This is a genomic window from Burkholderia anthina (assembly GCF_001547525.1).
GTDB lineage: Bacteria > Pseudomonadota > Gammaproteobacteria > Burkholderiales > Burkholderiaceae > Burkholderia > Burkholderia semiarida.
Map to the genome: position 1 here is coordinate 329,880 of NZ_LNJP01000004.1, position 16,087 is coordinate 345,966.

The 16,087-nt window shown below is 63.6% G+C and carries 14 protein-coding genes and 2 pseudogenes; 7 read left to right on the forward strand and 9 right to left on the reverse strand.

Features of this window, described 5'->3' with window-relative positions; all coding sequences use genetic code 11:
- Positions 1-31: 31 nt before the first annotated feature.
- Complete coding sequence (locus tag WS64_RS30695; RefSeq protein WP_060968785.1) at positions 32-2,356, forward strand: hypothetical protein; 2,325 nt, start codon at positions 32-34, stop codon at positions 2,354-2,356.
- Positions 2,357-2,485: 129 nt separating this feature from the next.
- On the opposite strand, the gene WS64_RS34760 is transcribed toward WS64_RS30695, so the two are convergent.
- The 5 genes and pseudogenes from WS64_RS34760 to WS64_RS35455 all read right to left on the reverse strand — a co-directional run.
- Positions 2,486-3,478, reverse strand: a complete 993-nt coding sequence (locus WS64_RS34760) for a hypothetical protein (RefSeq protein ID WP_155720518.1) — start codon at positions 3,476-3,478, stop codon at positions 2,486-2,488.
- 193 nt (positions 3,479-3,671) lie between these two features.
- Entirely contained in the window at positions 3,672-4,043 is a 372-nt protein-coding gene (locus WS64_RS30700; protein ID WP_060968786.1) for a hypothetical protein, read from the reverse strand.
- Positions 4,044-4,067: 24 nt separating this feature from the next.
- Positions 4,068-4,796, reverse strand: a complete 729-nt coding sequence (locus WS64_RS30705) for an HAD family hydrolase (protein ID WP_060968787.1) — start codon at positions 4,794-4,796, stop codon at positions 4,068-4,070.
- 55 nt (positions 4,797-4,851) lie between these two features.
- Entirely contained in the window at positions 4,852-6,267 is a 1,416-nt protein-coding gene (locus WS64_RS30710; RefSeq protein WP_060968788.1) for a sugar porter family MFS transporter, read from the reverse strand.
- Between the two features lie 655 nt (positions 6,268-6,922).
- Positions 6,923-7,039 (reverse strand): annotated as a pseudogene (locus tag WS64_RS35455) (LuxR C-terminal-related transcriptional regulator); the annotation flags it as partial.
- 3 nt (positions 7,040-7,042) lie between these two features.
- Between WS64_RS35455 and amiE the strand changes: the two are divergent.
- Positions 7,043-7,174: pseudogene (amiE, locus tag WS64_RS30715) on the forward strand (aliphatic amidase); the annotation flags it as partial.
- Here amiE and WS64_RS30720 read toward each other — a convergent pair.
- On the reverse strand, positions 7,164-7,937 hold the full coding sequence (locus tag WS64_RS30720) for an alpha/beta fold hydrolase (protein WP_060968790.1): 774 nt from the start codon (positions 7,935-7,937) through the stop codon (positions 7,164-7,166). The pseudogene amiE and the gene WS64_RS30720 sit on opposite strands and share 11 nt — an antisense overlap.
- Positions 7,938-8,054: 117 nt before the next feature.
- Between WS64_RS30720 and WS64_RS30725 the strand changes: the two genes are divergently transcribed.
- Positions 8,055-8,972: a LysR family transcriptional regulator gene (locus tag WS64_RS30725; RefSeq protein WP_059639631.1), complete on the forward strand. Its 918-nt coding sequence runs from the start codon at positions 8,055-8,057 to the stop codon at positions 8,970-8,972.
- A gap of 145 nt (positions 8,973-9,117) precedes the next feature.
- Here the strand turns inward: WS64_RS30725 and WS64_RS30730 are convergent, their stop codons facing one another.
- Positions 9,118-10,002 (reverse strand): LysR family transcriptional regulator, encoded by an 885-nt coding sequence (locus WS64_RS30730; RefSeq protein ID WP_059639630.1) that lies wholly within the window; start codon positions 10,000-10,002, stop codon positions 9,118-9,120.
- Positions 10,003-10,137: 135 nt separating this feature from the next.
- Here WS64_RS30730 and WS64_RS30735 point away from each other — a divergent pair, with 135 nt between their 5' ends.
- Positions 10,138-11,139, forward strand: a complete 1,002-nt coding sequence (locus WS64_RS30735) for an alcohol dehydrogenase catalytic domain-containing protein (protein ID WP_060968791.1) — start codon at positions 10,138-10,140, stop codon at positions 11,137-11,139.
- Between the two features lie 209 nt (positions 11,140-11,348).
- On the opposite strand, the gene WS64_RS30740 is transcribed toward WS64_RS30735, so the two are convergent.
- Together WS64_RS30740 and WS64_RS30745 are read right to left on the reverse strand one after the other, a co-directional pair.
- Positions 11,349-12,518 carry a porin gene (locus tag WS64_RS30740; RefSeq protein WP_060968792.1) on the reverse strand — a complete coding sequence of 390 codons (1,170 nt, stop codon included), beginning with the start codon at positions 12,516-12,518 and terminating at the stop codon, positions 11,349-11,351.
- 416 nt (positions 12,519-12,934) lie between these two features.
- Positions 12,935-13,240: a DUF4148 domain-containing protein gene (locus WS64_RS30745; protein WP_059584948.1), complete on the reverse strand. Its 306-nt coding sequence runs from the start codon at positions 13,238-13,240 to the stop codon at positions 12,935-12,937.
- A gap of 264 nt (positions 13,241-13,504) precedes the next feature.
- Between WS64_RS30745 and WS64_RS30750 the strand changes: the two genes are divergently transcribed.
- The 3 genes from WS64_RS30750 (at position 13,505) to WS64_RS30760 (ending at position 16,058) form a co-directional block, all read left to right on the forward strand.
- Complete coding sequence (locus WS64_RS30750; protein WP_059584949.1) at positions 13,505-13,714, forward strand: hypothetical protein; 210 nt, start codon at positions 13,505-13,507, stop codon at positions 13,712-13,714.
- 255 nt (positions 13,715-13,969) lie between these two features.
- Positions 13,970-14,647 (forward strand): response regulator transcription factor, encoded by a 678-nt coding sequence (locus WS64_RS30755; RefSeq protein ID WP_059585125.1) that lies wholly within the window; start codon positions 13,970-13,972, stop codon positions 14,645-14,647.
- Between the two features lie 79 nt (positions 14,648-14,726).
- Positions 14,727-16,058 (forward strand): sensor histidine kinase, encoded by a 1,332-nt coding sequence (locus WS64_RS30760; protein ID WP_230961890.1) that lies wholly within the window; start codon positions 14,727-14,729, stop codon positions 16,056-16,058.
- Positions 16,059-16,087: the final 29 nt, after the last annotated feature.

The following is a 16,087-nucleotide window of genomic DNA, read 5'->3' on the forward strand; positions in this document are numbered from 1 at the left end:
CAATGGACCTCTTTCTTTCAGGACTTCTTCGATGACCGTGTTTTCACAACGATGGATCGCCGCCGCGGCGATGGCGTGTACGCTATGGGGCTGCGGAGGCGGGTCCGATAGCACGACAGGCGTGACCAATTTTGCCGCCAACCGTAGCCAGACCGGCGCAAATGGCGGCGGCAGCAACCTGCCGGCGGCCAGCTGGACCAGCGTCAAGTGGGGCGGCGGCGGCTACGTCACCGGTCTGATCTACCATCCAACCAACGCGGGCCTGCTGTACGCACGCACCGACGTCGGCGGCGCGTACCGCTGGAACGCGACCAACTCGACGTGGACGCCCATCACCGACGGCATCGGTTTCGGCGCAGGCGAGGGCGATTTCCACGGCGTCGAAAGTCTCGCGCTCGATCCAAACAACGACCAGCTCGTCTACATGATGACCGGCATTACCGTGACGCAGGGTCACAACGGACGCATCTACATCTCGAGCGATCGTGGCAACACCTGGACGCACTATGACGTGCCGTTCCCGGTCGGCGGCAACGACAACGGCCGGGCCACCGGCGAGCGCCTGCAGGTCGATCCGAACCATCCGTCGACGCTGTTCTACGGATCGCGCACGGCCGGCCTGTGGAAGAGTGCCGATTCGGGCCGCACCTGGGCGCAGGTCTCGGGCCTGTCCTCCGCCACGATCAGCGGCGGCGGTTCCCCGATCGGCGTCGAACAGGTGATCTTCGATACGTCGGGCAAGGGCAGTGGCCAGCCGACCTGGATCATGTGGGCCACCGTCGCCCCCGACTACGCGAACGCGGCGGGCCTGACGTCGACCCTGTACAAGTCCACCAACGGCGGCTTCTCGTGGACGCCGGTGCCCGTCCCGCCGACGGTGTCCGGCTACTACATCCCGCACGTCGTGCGCACTTCCGACGGCAACTTTTACGTGGTGTTCAACGCGGGCGTCGGCCAGGGCATCGGCGGACCGAGCTATCTCTACAGGTTCGGCGGCAGCAACAACGGCAACTGGACGCTGCTCAACCGCTCCACCGGCAACGGCTTTGGCGGCCTGTCCGTTTCCGGTCTGGGCGCGTCCGCCCGCATCGCACTGGGCATGACCGGCTGGAGCGACACCAGCAAGACCATTCAGCTATCCGATGACGGCGGCAGCACGTGGCGCGAAATCGAGGCCGGCATGCCGCATACCGGCATTGCCCCGGATGGCTGCGCCGGCTGGGTGGAAGGCGTCACCATCGACCCCGCCAATCGCGATCACATCATGCACGTCCACGGCGGCGGCATCTGTGAAACCATGAACGCCTCGTCGCCCACGCCAACCTGGAGCCCCAAGGTCGACAACCTCGAGGAAACCGTGACGCTGGCCCTCGTCACGGCGCCGCCCGGTGCGTCGTACAACTTCATCAACAGCGCCGGCGACATCGGCACGTGGGTCAATACGGATCTCTCGACGAGGCCGACGAAAGGCCCGTTGAACACGTGGAGCAACGGTAATTCGGCCGACATGTCGTGGTCCGATCCGACGTACATCGCCGCCGCGGGCGTCGACAACGCCAACGGCCATGCCACCAGGGGCTTCTGGTCGGGCGACGGCGGCAATAGCTGGGCGACGTTCGCGTCGCTGCCCAACGGCGCCGCGGCAAGCCAGAGCCACGTGGGCAACCTGGTCGTCCCGTCGCGCAACAACGTGACCTGGGCGCCGCCGGACTCGGTCCCGTCGTTCACGACAAACAATGGCGCAAGCTGGACGGCGACCAACCTGCCGGCGTTCAGTGCCACCTGGAACGGCTTCCCGCGTGCCTACCGCCTGGCCGCGGACCGCAAGAACCCGAACAAGGTCTATGCCTACGATTCCGGCGGCGCACCGTGGAGCTGGCAGCGCGGGAAGGTCTACGTGTCGAACGACGGCGGCCACACGTTCACGTTGAGCCAGGGCTCGGTGAACGCGAACCTGGCCTGGAATGCGTGGCGGGATACGTCGATGGCGGTCAATCCGAACGCGGAGGGCGATCTCTGGCTGGCCGACGGCACGGCCGTGTACCACTCGGTGGACTCGGGGGCGACGTGGACGAAGCTCGGCGCCTTTGCGTCGACCAGCGACACGCCGGGCGCTACCGTGATCGCGTTGGGCAAGGCGCCGACCGGTTCGCCGTACTCGGCCGCGGTCTATGTGGAAGGCACGTTGAACGGCGTCTGGGGCATTTACCATTCCGACGACGGTGGCGCGACGTGGGCGCGCTTCAACGATGACGCGCACCAGTTCGGCGACTCGAGCGCGATGGCCGGCGACTGGAACACATATGGCCGGATTTACGTCAATGGTGCCGCTCGCGGTCTGATCTTCAGCAATTGAGGTTGATCGGCCTGTCGACCGTCCGGTTGCGGTTTGCAACCGGACGGAGATCAGCCGGCCTTTCGGGTTCTCGCTTTAACGTCATGCCTTACGCGCCCGACGTTCCTTGCCGATTCGCTAAAGGCGTTCTTACCATCCGCGCTGAATGCCGGTCTTCACGATGTGCGCGTCATAGTCGTCCTCGGAACTGAGCTGGGCTCTAAGGGCATTGTAATAGTCAGGCGCTTGAACACCATGGATCTGATGCCCGTTCCCATTCGGCGCCTGATAATGTGGGTTCATTCCGGGCCGATCCGGCACGGCTACGGCCCGCGGATGTACCGGCTGACGCGCGGCTAATTCCCGATCAACTTGGCGAGCGATGTGCGCATGCTGTTCCGGGACGTAAACGCCACGAAACGCTGACGGCGGAATACTCTGACGGGTTTCTTCGTACGGGGATGCATGTGCCGCCGGGGCACTTGCGTGCGCTGTCACCATAAAAGTATTTTGCATCCGATGGTAGGCCTGCGATTGCCCGTGCGGTGACAAGCTTGTTGTTTGTTGATTCGTCGCCATCATCGCGAGAATCTCCTCAGGCTTCATACCGTACTGCACCGCTTGATTAAACTCTTCACGTTGTTCGGGACTCAACGAGCGAAGCAATTCTTCCGTTGAGGGCGCGTGTGTTTCAGTATGCAGCGGGCCGTATCCATGGCGCTCGAGCGCGACGGACAGCGCCCCATGCGCAGGGTTTTCCAGAGCCATGCGCGCGGCGCGCGCCCTCTGTTGAGGATCCGAGCTACCCGGTATCCGGGTGACGTCAATATCGTTGCGCTCCACGTGACCGTCGTGCGATTGATTAAATGCGATGTTCTGCGCTCGCATCTGGTTTTGAGGAAGGATACCGTGTCGCCTTACGCTGCTATAGGGCGCAGCAAACGCGGGATCGGTCGTCGTTGGCGCAGAAGAGGGGCGCCCGTGGAATGCCGGCGGCATCCCATGGACGGGAGGCTGCGGGTTGGAGGCAGGCCAGGCCCCCGACCCTTGCCCCGAGCCGGGCGCCGGGTACGGCTCATGAAAATCAGTCGTGTAAGCGTTGTGGCCGTACGTAACTCGAGGAAAGCTGTTGCTGCCGTTCATGTGGGCTTCTCCGGTTAATACAAGATGTAGTACCGATATTAGTGATGTATGCCCACCCGGAAGCCTCACTCACGCGCAGTAAAAGCATGAAATGCGAACCAGAGAACGCTTCAATCTGGAAGCCGGAGAGGCGCGGCCGCATGGGTCCGACAGCGGCGTCCGCGCCAACGATGTTCGGGAAGCGATACGTTGTTCAGGCGTCTGAAGAATCGAGCGCCAGCCGGATCGCATCGCGCGTCCTGCGTGTTGCCACGGCTGTCTGCATCGTGCGGAATAGCCCGACGAATCCCGCGTTGGGATCGAGCCCGAGTGTGGCGAACGGCTTTGAGTCGAGGATCGCGAGCGGGTCGCCGCTTCGCACGGGCTCGAGATCCGCTGCATCGAATTGCGGTTCACTGACGACGAACGCGTTGCCGAGATCGTCGACACCCTGCAGGTAATGCTGGAAGCAGGCCAGCAGCAGGGCTTCACGGCGCATGTCGCCGTTGCGCGCGAGCAGTGCCCCGATGGTCTTTTCATGAAACACCGGGATCTTCGACGCGCCGTCGTGCGCGACGCGCAGCAACCGGGTGTTTCTCGATGAGGAAGGTCAGGCGCGTTCGCGCAAGGCGGGCGTCGTGTCGTGCATGCGGCGCAGCCAGCGTTCGACGAGCGACGGCAGCGCGGCCATGTCGTCGAAGACGACGTATGCACCCGCGGCGTGCAACTTGTCCGTTTGCGTTCGTGCCGCGTGCGCGGCGCCCACGAAGCCGAGCACGGTCATGCCGGCGGCGATCGCGGCGGCCGTCCCCGTCGCGCTGTCTTCGACGACGATGCACCGTTCGGGCGCGACATGCATGCGACGGGCGGCGGACAGATAGACGTCAGGCGCGGGCTTGGGCGACGGCACCTGGTCGGCCGTGAACAGGCGTTCGCCGAACATGTCGGCCAGGCCGATCCGGTCGACCACGCTGCGCACGTAGGCAAGATCGCTGTTGCTCGCGCACGCCTTGACGAGCGGGATGGCGGCGAACGCGTCGCGCACGCCGTCGATGGCCGGCGCATTCACCGCATTTGCATGCACGTCCATGCGGATCGCGTCGACCGTGTCGTCGTCGAGCGGCCGATCGACGATGGTTGCGACCGTGCGCAGCAGTTGCTCGGCTCGCATGCCGAGCAGGGGACGCACGACGTCGCGAAGGCCGGCGAGGCCCCAGAGACGCTCGAGGCGCGTCACGATGATGCGTGCGGCGATGGCCTCGCTATCGACGAGCACGCCGTCGCAATCGCTGATCAGCGCATGATCCGAAAGTTGGCGCGTGGCAATGAGTTCGTTCATGTTGGTTTCCGTGACGAGAAGGCGGGAAAGACGCGGCTCGCTTGAACCGGTTCGCTCATGAATGGCGCGGCCCGAACGTTCCGCGCTTCAATGCGCGTTCGATGTCCTCGAGGCTGCGCCCGCGCGTTTCCGGCACCATCGAGTAGATGAACACCCATGCGAGCGCGTTGAGGCACGCGTACGCCCACATCGCCCCGCCGACACCGAGCCATTGGGTCACGGTCAACGCCGTGCCGGTCAGCAGCAGGTTCGAGCCCCACAGCATCGCGGCGTGCGCGCCGGTGGCCTGGTTGCGGATCACGACGGGGTAGATTTCCGCGCCCGTCAGCCAGCCGATGACCTGGATACCGCCGGCGTTGAACACCATGAACGCGATCAGGCAGATGACGATCCACAGTTGCTGCATGGGCAAGGCGACGTCGCCGCGCAGCAGGCAGCCAAGCAGCACGAGGCTGGCTGCCGCGACGGGCAGCGTCGCCAGGCTGAGCGTGCGGCGGCCGACATGGTCGACGATCAGCTTGCCGATGAAGGTCATCACGAGATACGTCATGGCGACGCCGAGCGCGGCCCAGAGCGATGCCGACGCGCCGAACCCCGCGTCGCGAAGGAACGTCGGCGTGTAATAGATCATCATCTCGATGCCGCTGAGCTGGGTGAACGCGGCGACGCCGAGGCCCGCAACGAGGGCGGGGCGCACCCAGGGCTCGCGCATCGTGCGCCAGCCCGATGTCGCGCTGTTCTGCTGTCGCTCGACCACATCCCGAATATCGGCAATCTCGTGCCGGACGGCAGCTTGAGATTCCCGCACCTTCGACAACTCGCCATGCGCGTCGGCGATGCGATCCTGCTCCACGAGCCAGCGCGGGCTGCGCGGCAGCCGCGTCATGCCGACCATCAGGATCACTGACGGGACGACCGCGATACCGATCATCGCCCGCCAGGAAAACAGGTCGTTACCCGCGACGCCGATCAATGCCGCGAGCAGGATGCCGATGCCGATCGACACGTTGAAGTAGGTGACCAGGCGGCCGCGCTTGTCCGGCTCCGCGAGTTCGGCGATGTAGGTCGGCACGATCTGCGTCGAGCCGCCGACCGCGAATCCGAGCACGAGCCGGGCAGCGGCAAGCGACCACACGTCGGGCGAGAGCGCGGCGGCCAGCACGCCGGCCGCATAGATCGCCGAGACGATCGTGATGGTCTTGCGGCGTCCGAGCGCGGCCGACATGCGGGTGCCGGCCAGCGCACCGATCACCGCGCCGAGCAGGATCGCCGCGGCGACGAGTTCCTGCGCGCGGTAGTCGAGGCCGAAGTCTCGCGCGATGAGGGGCAGCGCGCCCGAAATGATGCCGGTGTCGTATCCATAGAGCCCGCCGGCGATCGCCGCGATCGATGCGACCGTACGCATGTAGGCGGACGGCGTGGGCCGGGGGCGGGCCGCGGGTGTGTCGGGAAGGGCGGAATCAGAAGCCATGACGGTTTTCCTTGTGATGCGGTTCGTTGCATGGGCGAACGAACGCGTGACGTGACGGCATGTGTCCGCTGCGGCAACAGTCGCCACCGCACGTGCGGCGGCGCTTCGATCGAGTCGCGCAGCGGGACGGCGCGGACGGACGCTCAGGCGAGCGCGTGGACGTGGACGTGGCAGAACGGCATGCCGCCGCGCCGGGCAAATGGCACGCGCCGATGCGAAGGACTCCCGGTTTGTACGGGGGGGATTGCCTGGTCATGTCGGTCACCGAGTGGGGAAATCGCTCACGGCTCATCCAAACCGGTTTGGATCGAGGGCGCGACGATTCCTCTGGTTGAGCACGATCTGAAGCCGCACTTGGAGCAAGGCGCCAGTGTCTCCTCTGGCGCTTCACGGCCTGCGTTGCAGGCGAACGATTCCGCCGTTGCCGGATGGAATCGTGTCGGTATTTCGGTGGACCGGTCGGTCAGGCGCCGAAACAGGGGATGCCAGCCGGGAGGGGCTGGCGGGCTAGGGTCTCGTGGCGAGCGATGCAAAGGAGCATGTCGCGCGAGGCATGAACAATTATCCAGAAACGGAGCAAAAGATCAAGTCTACAAAATCATGTCGAGCGAGCAGCCCGGGGCAGGGAGCGGGGCAATCCCGCGATCCGATCCTTTCACGTGCGCTCGAGCATCTTGAGCGCCGCGGCGGCTGGCCCCGCACGGGTCTCGACATGCAACTTGCGGAACAGGTGTTCGAGATGCTTGTTCACCGTGCGCGGGGCGATGCCGAGATCGCGGCGGCGTGCCGCAAGGCCAACGTGTGGGGTGTGTTCTCGATCACGGGCGAGCGCCACGAAGTGCGCCCACGCGAGGTACCGTACAACACGCTCGTGCTGATCGACAATCGCGGCGAGATCATGCAGCAAGAAAGTTTTCAATGATTCGTGCAACTTCGGCCGGTGCCTCTAGCGGCGCCAAATGGCCGACACCGGGAAGAACGTGCATGGTCGCCTGCGGAATGCGCGGCAACAGTTCCGTCCGTAACGTGACCACGCGATCCACCTGGTCCAGTTCGCCGGAGATGACGATCGTCGGAACGTCGATCGAAGCCACCGCGGCACGGATATCCTCGCGCATTGCCACCTCCGGCCAAGCGGCTTTAGCTTGCGGCGCAGCGTTCAGGCTATCCTCGATGATCATTTCACGACAGGCGGCGTCGAGCGGTTTGGCGGTCAGTACGTGGTCGATGACGAATTCGACCGACTCGCGCGATCGATAGGCGCCCGTCAGCGTCGCACGTTCTTCAGCGGAAAGCAGCATCGGCGACGGGGGTGATGGCGCGACGAGCACGAGGCCTTGAAGCCCGTTCGGCCGTCGCGACGCGATGAACTGCGCGACCTTGCCGCCCATGGAATGACCGACGAGTACGTAGCGTTGCAAATCCAATGTCTCGATGATGCCCTCGGCGTCTGCCGCGAGATCGGCAATGCCATAGCCATCCGCTGGTGCAGCGGACTTGCCCCAGCCCCGATGATCGGTGGCAACGGTGCGATATCGGCTCGATAACCGGTCTGTCACACGTTGCCATGTCCGCGACGAGCCGCCGTAGTAATGCAGGAACACCAGGGCAGGATCGCCGTGGCCGGCTTGGGTGACGTGGATTCGCGTGCCATTCACTTCGATTTCCATTTGCGCTGCCTCTTCTCGGTTGGATGAGGCAATCGTAGCGTCGAGCCTGCAACTTGATAATTGCGCGCGGGATAGCGGCAGTCGATAATGGCGTGATCGAATCAGCTTGATGCAAAAATGGACCGATTGACCAGCCTTGGCGTGTTCGTCGCTGCGGTCGAAGAGGGCAGTCTGGCTGCGGCCGCGCGGCGTTTCGGGTTGTCGCCGGCCATGGCGGGAAAACATGTGAGTGCGATCGAAGCCCAACTGAATGCGCGGCTTCTACAACGAACCACGCGGCGCTTGAGTCTGACCGATATCGGTCAGACATACTACGTTCGCAGCAAGCAAATTCTGGAAGCGTTTGAAGACGCCGGCCGGGAAGCGCACGATTCGCAACGCACGGCGCGCGGCGTGTTGCGAATCGCGGCGCCTGTCACGTTCGGTGCGATGCACTTGGGCGAGGTCACTGCCCGCTATCTCGAGGACCACCCGCAGGTCAACGTGGAAGTGCTGCTCGGCGACCGTTATGTCGACCTCCTGGAGGCCGGTATCGACGTCGCCATCCGGATCGGGAAGCTTCAGGGCAACGGGCTCGTTACAAGTCGCATCGCGCCATGTCGAATGGTTATGTGCGCGTCCCCCGCGTACATCGAGCGGCATGGAACACCGCGTAGGCCAAGTGATTTACGTCATGCGCAGCGGCTCGTCTTCAGCGAAGCCGTCTCGGCCGGAGATTGGACGCTATTCGATGCGAAAAACCGCGCGCATGTGATCGAAGGGCCCTGTCGAGTCGCCGCCAACAACACCCAAATGCTCATGTCTGCCGCGTTGGCGGGCGCTGGCGTCGCGTACGGCCCCACCTTCGTCTTCGGGGAGCATCTGCGGCGAGGCGAACTCGTCGCCCTGCTGCCAAACTACCGAGCGACCGAGTTGGCGATACAGGCGGTGTACCCGAGTGCGCGGCGCATACCGCTCAAGGTTCGACGGTTCGTTGACTACCTGACCGCAGCGTTCGGCAACGAGCCACCTTGGGATCGAAGTATGAAAGGGTAGTCGTGTTTCCGGCGATCGGTACAAGGGCGTGTAACCCCTATCGTATACAAGCCGTTTCGAGTGCGGCCCGACGTGGTTCGATACGAGGACGAAGCGGGGTTTGTCGTCCCCGATTGCTGACGCCTTGCGCTTGCAAGTACCACCGTCACGTTCCGAGCGTCGACATCAAATAATCGATCACCACCCTGACTCGCGCCGGTACGCGTCGACCGGCTGGATAGACGAGGTGGGTTGCCATGCGTTCCGGCTGAAATTCAGGCAGGAGGACTTCGACTTGTCCGGCATCGATTTCGGCTCCGAACAGCCATCGTGGGGCCTGCGCAATGCCGAGCCCGTGCAGGACCGCTGCGCGCACCTGCTCTGCGTCGCCCGTCAAAAACGATCCCTGCGGAACCCGATGAACGGTTTCCCTTCCGACCTTGAAGCGCCAAGGGCGGCGCTCGTGGTTTCGAGCGAAGACGACGCCTGTATGTCCGTCCAGATCGGCCAGCCGGGTAGGCCTGCCTTTGGCCGCGAGATAGCCCGGACTGGCGACGAGCAGCGATTCCGTCTCCGATAGTTTTCTCGCTGTCAGCGAGGAATCCATCAGCGGCCCATGGCGGATCGCCAGGTCCAATCCTTCGCCGACCAGATCGACCTGTCGCTCGGATACGGATAATTCGAGCGCAACGTGCGGATATTGTCGAAAAAAACCGGGAAGCAATGGCGTCACGCATAGGCGGCCGTAGGCGGGCGCCGTCGTCAATTTAACCAGGCCTTGTGGAGATTGCTGTCGCGTCCCGACCGATGATTCCAGCGAATCGAAGCCCTCCATCAAGGGCTTGGCCGATTCATAGAACGCGTGGCCTGCCGCGGTGATCACTACCTGACGCGACGTTCGCAACACCAACTGAGCGCCGAGATACTCCTCCAGCGCGGCAATCTGCTTGCTTACGGTCGGTTGTCCAATGCCTTCCTCTCGCCCTACAGCGGAAAAACTGCCGCATTCGACCAGTCGAACGAACAGGCGAATTGCATTCAGGCGATCCATGGGTATTCGTATCGATCCATTCTGTACTGGAATCGATGGTATGCCGGGCGGCCGCGTTTCGGCAACAGGCGCACTTGTTTAAGTTACGGCCTGTGCAGTTACCGCCATCACTGTTTGCCGCTGGAGAAACGCGTCATGAAAGCTATCTGCGTTACCGCTGAACGCTCGTTGGAAGTACGGGATATCCGGCCGCCGAGCCGGCCGGAAGCAGGCCATTTGCTGATCGACATGGAGGCATCTGCGATCAACCATGGCGACAAGTTGTTTTTGCGTGCGCGTGCCGACGGTAGCACCGCGCTCGCGGCGAGCCAGTACGGCGTGTGGGGCGCTTCCGGCACCGGGACGGTGGTGGCGACGGGGGCCGGCGTTCCCGCGCGTTATATGGGTAGACGCGTCGCGATCTATCGCTCGCTGAACCGTAGCGCGTACAACATCGGGCTGTGGTGCGAAAAAGCACAGGTGCCGTACACGAGCTGCCTGATCTTGCCTGAACACGTCAGCGTACGCGACTACTGCGGGTCGCTCGTGAACGTGATGACGGCCTACGCGTTTCTCGAAACGATTGCCGAGGCCGGGCACCGGGGCGTGATCGCCACGGCGGGGAACTCGGCAACCGGGCTGGCGCTCGCGGCACTCACCCGTCGGAGAAACATGCCGACGATCTCCATGGTGAGGGGGCGGGCGGCGCAGGAAACGCTGCAACGCTGCGGTATCGAGCATGTCGTGCGCACCGATGAAGACTTTGTCGACACGCTCGGAAAGCTGTCCTGCGAGCTTGGAACGACGGCTGTATTCGATGGCGTGGGCGGTGTGCTGACCGGCCAGATGGCAACCTGTTTGCCGATGCGCTCGTCGATATATTTCTACGGCACGATGGCCGGCCCCGTTCCGTTTCCCGTGTCGGCGCCGCTTTTCATGACGAAGGATCTATCGATGCGGCGTTTCAGCAATTTCGAAAGCCGGACGGTGCGAGAGCATGACAGGTTGGTGGCTGCTCTGAGTGCGCTCGAGGGCATGATCGGCGACCCGGTGTTCAGGACGCGCGTCGGCCAGGAATTCAGCCTTGATCGGATTGACGACGCCATGGCGTACGAATCGATCGACGGTCGAAAGGCGGTGCTGACAAGTCGATCGTGAAGCCATCGATGGGGCGTATCGGTTTCGGGTTCGCCCGTCGATGCGTGTGCCACGCGATGGTCGGGAAGCCGGTGTTTCATGGCAGCGGCAAGTCAGGCCGACCGTGCTTGATATCCTGGCCGGGATGCCGATTCGCATCGATTTCGATTGACCCGCCCGCGCCCGCACCGGCGCCGCGCTGCGCAAGTTCCGGTGCGGGCGTCCGGCGGCTAGAAACGATGCAACATGCCCATGCGATAGACCATCTGGTTCGGCCCTGACGACGCGCCAGCCGACGCATCCACGATCTGTGCCTCGTCGAAGCTGGTCCCGGTACGCGCGCTGACGACATGCTGCCACGCACCTTGCAGATACAACGAAGTGCGTTTGCTCAGGTCATAGTCGAGCATCAGGGCGATCTGGTGCCACTTGGGCACATATTTCGTGTCGGACGTATACAGATGCGCCATGGTGAACGTGTAGGCCGCTCCCAGCCACATGGCATGCGTGAAGTAGTACTGCGTGTTGAGTTCGAAGTTGTCGAATTTCCATGCATTCCACGTCGCGCCATTGCGCAGGGCGGTATTGTCGATCCATGCGTTGCCGACGGGGTTGTAGACATCGACATGGGACCACGCGGCGCCGACGAGTACGTGGGTAAACTGGTAGGAAGCCGCCGCGCCGATGTCCTGCTGCGACGACCCGTTGAAGAGATCGCCACCGGTGACCGCGCCACCCGCCGTGAGCCCCGGATTGTCGAGCTTCAGATAGGAAGCCGCCGCAGTCAGGTTGCCGTTCTGGTAGTTCAGCGTGGCGCCCCACACGCGATTGTTCGAGAATCCGCCGGGCTGGTTGCTGAAGCCGTACATCGCTTCGGCCGTGAGTCCCCGGTATGTCGGGGTCACATACTTGACGGCATTGTCGACGCGGAAATCCCAGTCCGTATTGTCGTTGTCGAACGGGTGGGTCGCGATGTCGCCCGCCCAGTTGCCGGCCGCCGTGATGCCGCCGAAGCCGAGCGCGTCGACGCTGGTGTCGTACTGGCGTCCGAGCGTGAGCGTGCCATACCGTGAAGACGACAGGCCCACGAACGCCTGACGGCCGAACATGCTCGAATCCTGACCCAGCTTGCCGCTGTTCGCGTTGAAGCCGTTTTCGAGCTGAAAGATGGCCTTGTCGCCGCCGCCGAGATCTTCACTGCCTTTCAAGCCCCAGCGGCTGCCGAAGGTGTCTCCGCTCGACAGCTGCCATGCGCGATGACCGCCTGCGTTGGTCGTGAAGTTGAGGCCTTCGTCTATCAGCCCGTATAGCGTGACGCTCTGCTGTGCGTGCGCCGCACCGGCGAGCAGGAGTGCCGGCGCGAATGCGAGCCAGCGCAATTTCATCGATTGACGTTTCATTTAGTTGCTCTGATGGTGTGGTTGGATAGTCGGCACCGGATAGCGCTGACGTCGATGTCGTCCCGAGATGCGATATCGGAGGACGAGGCAGTGTAGGCAGAGGAAAAGCGGTCGCCGCAACGTGCACGGAAAGACAATCTTTCAGTATTCGAAAGCGTCATGTACCGCTAAATGTCGTGCGAAAAGATGGAGTGTCTTGGAGCCTCGATGGCGATCACACGCTTGGCGACGTGTTGTTTTAAATTTTCCTCCGGTTGACATCGAGATTTTATTCGCGTGAAACGTCGGCATGTCGGAAAAGTCGATCCACGTGGCGATCTGCCGATCACCGTCGACGATCGAGTCGGATCAATTCAAAAAAAGCGCGCGGCCGCGAGGCTCGCGCGCAAACTCGGAGAACGGTTGCCGGAGAGGATTCAGTTACCGCTCGACGCGACGGTATTGGCGGCCCCGACGCAATCCTGCCGGTACTTCTGCATCAGGCGCGCCTGTGCCGAATCGATATCGTCGGGATAGCTGCTTTCGTCGCCGGACGACGGGTTGTAGCCGACTGACTCCAGCTCGTTCAGTTCATTGACGAGCTGCCGGTGCGAGACCGGCCCTTTCGCGTGCACGAACGGATAGTCGTGGCATTGCGCCGACGTGAGTTTCGTCTCGGCATGTGCGGAGACGCTCAATGCGAGCATCGCGGCGCAAGCGAGGTAACGGACGGGGTGATTCATCTTCGGCTCCTGGATAGCGTTGGGTCGAGGCCGCACGGCAGGGAGCCTGCGTCGGCCGCAGGACGAAGATTACGGAGGCAGGGCTATCTAAACCGCAGCGCGATGATGAAACATGTTTTAGGCAAGCCGGATCGTGCCATGCACGGGCTGCCGCATGCATGGGAAGTTAAAGAATCCTTCATGCGCGTGTTTCCGGATGGTTAGGAACAGCGGCGTATCGTCGAGCGACCCATCGATCGATGCCGCGCACAAGGAGGGAATGCAATGAAGTCAATCGTCATGATGGCTGGACTCGTCGCGCTGGCGTGTGCGTCGCTACCGGCGTTCGCGAAGGTGCAGGGCACCGGGCTCGCGGTCGCCGATGTGACGCTCGCGCACGCGAAAGCCGAACAGCGGGATCGTGCGAGCGATGCCGCACGTGATCTCGCATCGCATCGCGCGGACAAATCGGGCACACGATCGCACCCGGGCTGATGTCGCGTTGCGGCGCTTCGTACGGCGCGTGTCCACGACGGCCGGCGCGCCATGTTGCCGGACATGAAACTTTCTTCATGAAGCGGATGCGCATCCTTTACGCGTGCGCGTATAAGCTCGACTCGAGCGCGTTCGACCGTTGGGTATCGACACGCAACTCCCTTTCGACGAAGACGAGAATCGTACATGGCATCATCAGCTTTCCCGGTCAACGAGCCCGCGCTGCCCGACGAGCCGGCCGAGGGCCGAGCGGCCATCGCACACGTACTCGCGATCGAAGACGACGAAATCACCGCGAACGAAATAGTCGGGGAGCTGGAGAGGCGTGGCTTTACGGTCGAATGGGTGGCGAACGGGCGCGACGGCATGGTCCGCGCGCTCGGCAACGAGTTCGACGTGATCACGCTCGATCGGATGCTCCCGGTCGTCGATGGTCTCACGATCCTGACCACGATGCGCAGCGTCGGCGTGCGCACCCCCGTGCTGATGCTGAGTGCGCTCGGCGATGTCGACGAGCGGGTTCGCGGGTTGCGCGCGGGCGGCGACGACTACCTGACCAAACCGTTCGATCCCGAGGAAATGGCCGCTCGTCTGGAGGTGCTGCTGCGGCGGAGCCACGCCGCGCCGGCCGCGCTCGACACGACGCTGGTCGTCGGTCCGCTCAAGCTCGACCTGATCTCGCGCAAGGTGTTTCGCGACGGCGAAGAAATCGTGTTGCTGCCGACCGAATATCGCGTGCTCGAATACATGATGCGCAATGCCGGGCAAACCATCACGCGGACGATGCTGTTCGAGGCCGTATGGGGCTATCACTTCGATCCCGGCACGAACCTGATCGAAGTGCACATGGGCCGGTTGCGCCGGAAGATCGATCCACCCGATGCGAAGCAGATGATCCAGACGGTACGCGGTGCAGGGTATCGCCTTGGCTGAGCCGGATCCCGTGGCGTCCGTCGCGCATCACGTCCACCCGGCACCCGCGCGACGCTGGTATTCGAGTACGTTTCGGCTCGTGTCGGTCTATGCGGTCACGTTCTCCGTGTCGGTCATGCTGCTGCTCGGTTTCATCGCATCGGTGATCACGCATGACATGGAGCGGGAAACCGATACGGTGATCGACTGGCAGATGATCTACTTCGATTCGATACAGGACGGCCAGCTTCCCGCCGCGATCCAGCACCGGATCGAGCACGAGCGAATGCACACCAACTACTACGGACTCTTTACCGCGGACGGCAGGCATATTGCCGGCGATGTGCTGGCGTTGCCGGCGGGCATGCGGCCGACCCGCAACGGCGTGACGCTCGATCACACGATGCCGATCTCGGGAGACCAGGTGCCGCCGGTCGTGCGCGCGATGGCGGAGCGGCGTGCGAACGGCGACGTGCTGGTGCTCGGTCGCGACCTCACACATATCCTGCGGATCCGCGCGGCGATCATCCAGGCGCTGGTCGGCGGCGGGCTGCTTTGCCTGGGCGCGGGCGTCGTGGGCGGCTTGATGCTGAGCGTGCGGCAAATGCGGCGTCTGAAGGAGGTCCGGCGCATCACGCAGGGTATTGCGCAGGGCGACCTCGGCCAGCGGCTGCCGGTCGGCGGACACGACGAGATCGATCTGCTGTCCCATCTCGTCAACCACATGCTCGAGGAGATCGAGCGCCTGATGAACGAGGTCAAGGGTGTCTGCGACGGCATCGCGCATGACTTGCGAACCCCGCTCGCGCACGTGCACACGCTGCTCGCGCAGGCGGCGCAGCGTGCGGCGCGGTTCGACGATGCCGTGCTGGCGAATCTCGTTTCGCGTGCGCGCAACGAGACCGACGTGTTGCTCGGCCGTTTCCGCGCGATGCTGCGTATCGCCGAAATCGGCTCGTTGCAGCGGCGAGGCGGATTCGCGGAGCTGTCGCTGGAGGATCTGGTGCTGGACGTCGGGCAGTTGTTCGAACCGCTCGCGGACAGTCGCGCGATCCGCTTCGTGCAGGCCGTCGAACCGGTCGCGCGGATACACGGCGATCGCGCCCTCTTGTTCGAGGCACTGAGCAATCTGCTCGACAACGCGCTCAAGTACACGACGTCGGGCGATACGGTACGCCTCGAACTTCACGACACGCCGTGCGGTCCGCGCATCGACGTGATCGACAATGGCCCGGGCATCGCGGCCGACGAGCGCGAGGCGGTGCTGCGGTATCGGTACCGCAGCCGCCGTACCGGGCATCTCGCCGGGGCCGGGCTCGGCCTGAGCATCGTGTCGACGGTCGTCAACGTGCACGATTTCACGTTGCGCATAGGCAATGCCGAGCCCGGCACGCGCGTGACGATCGAATGCTGGCCGAGGTCGCTGGGATGACGGCCGTCCGGACGAGGCCGCATGTGCCT

Excerpts from the sequence above, each read along its gene's own strand:
- WS64_RS30750 (WP_059584949.1), top strand. The coding sequence starts at position 13,505 with ATGAAGTCAATCGTCATGATGGCTGGACTCGTCGCGCTGGCGTGTGCG.
- WS64_RS34760 (WP_155720518.1), bottom strand. The coding sequence starts at position 3,478 with ATGAACGGCAGCAACAGCTTTCCTCGAGTTACGTACGGCCACAACGCT.
- WS64_RS30725 (WP_059639631.1), top strand. The coding sequence starts at position 8,055 with ATGGACCGATTGACCAGCCTTGGCGTGTTCGTCGCTGCGGTCGAAGAG.
- WS64_RS30730 (WP_059639630.1), bottom strand. The coding sequence starts at position 10,002 with ATGGATCGCCTGAATGCAATTCGCCTGTTCGTTCGACTGGTCGAATGC.
- WS64_RS30705 (WP_060968787.1), bottom strand. The coding sequence starts at position 4,796 with ATGAACGAACTCATTGCCACGCGCCAACTTTCGGATCATGCGCTGATC.
- WS64_RS30745 (WP_059584948.1), bottom strand. The coding sequence starts at position 13,240 with ATGAATCACCCCGTCCGTTACCTCGCTTGCGCCGCGATGCTCGCATTG.
- WS64_RS30710 (WP_060968788.1), bottom strand. The coding sequence starts at position 6,267 with ATGGCTTCTGATTCCGCCCTTCCCGACACACCCGCGGCCCGCCCCCGG.
- WS64_RS30720 (WP_060968790.1), bottom strand. The coding sequence starts at position 7,937 with ATGGAAATCGAAGTGAATGGCACGCGAATCCACGTCACCCAAGCCGGC.
- WS64_RS30695 (WP_060968785.1), top strand. The coding sequence starts at position 32 with ATGACCGTGTTTTCACAACGATGGATCGCCGCCGCGGCGATGGCGTGT.
- WS64_RS30740 (WP_060968792.1), bottom strand. The coding sequence starts at position 12,518 with ATGAAACGTCAATCGATGAAATTGCGCTGGCTCGCATTCGCGCCGGCA.
- WS64_RS30735 (WP_060968791.1), top strand. The coding sequence starts at position 10,138 with ATGAAAGCTATCTGCGTTACCGCTGAACGCTCGTTGGAAGTACGGGAT.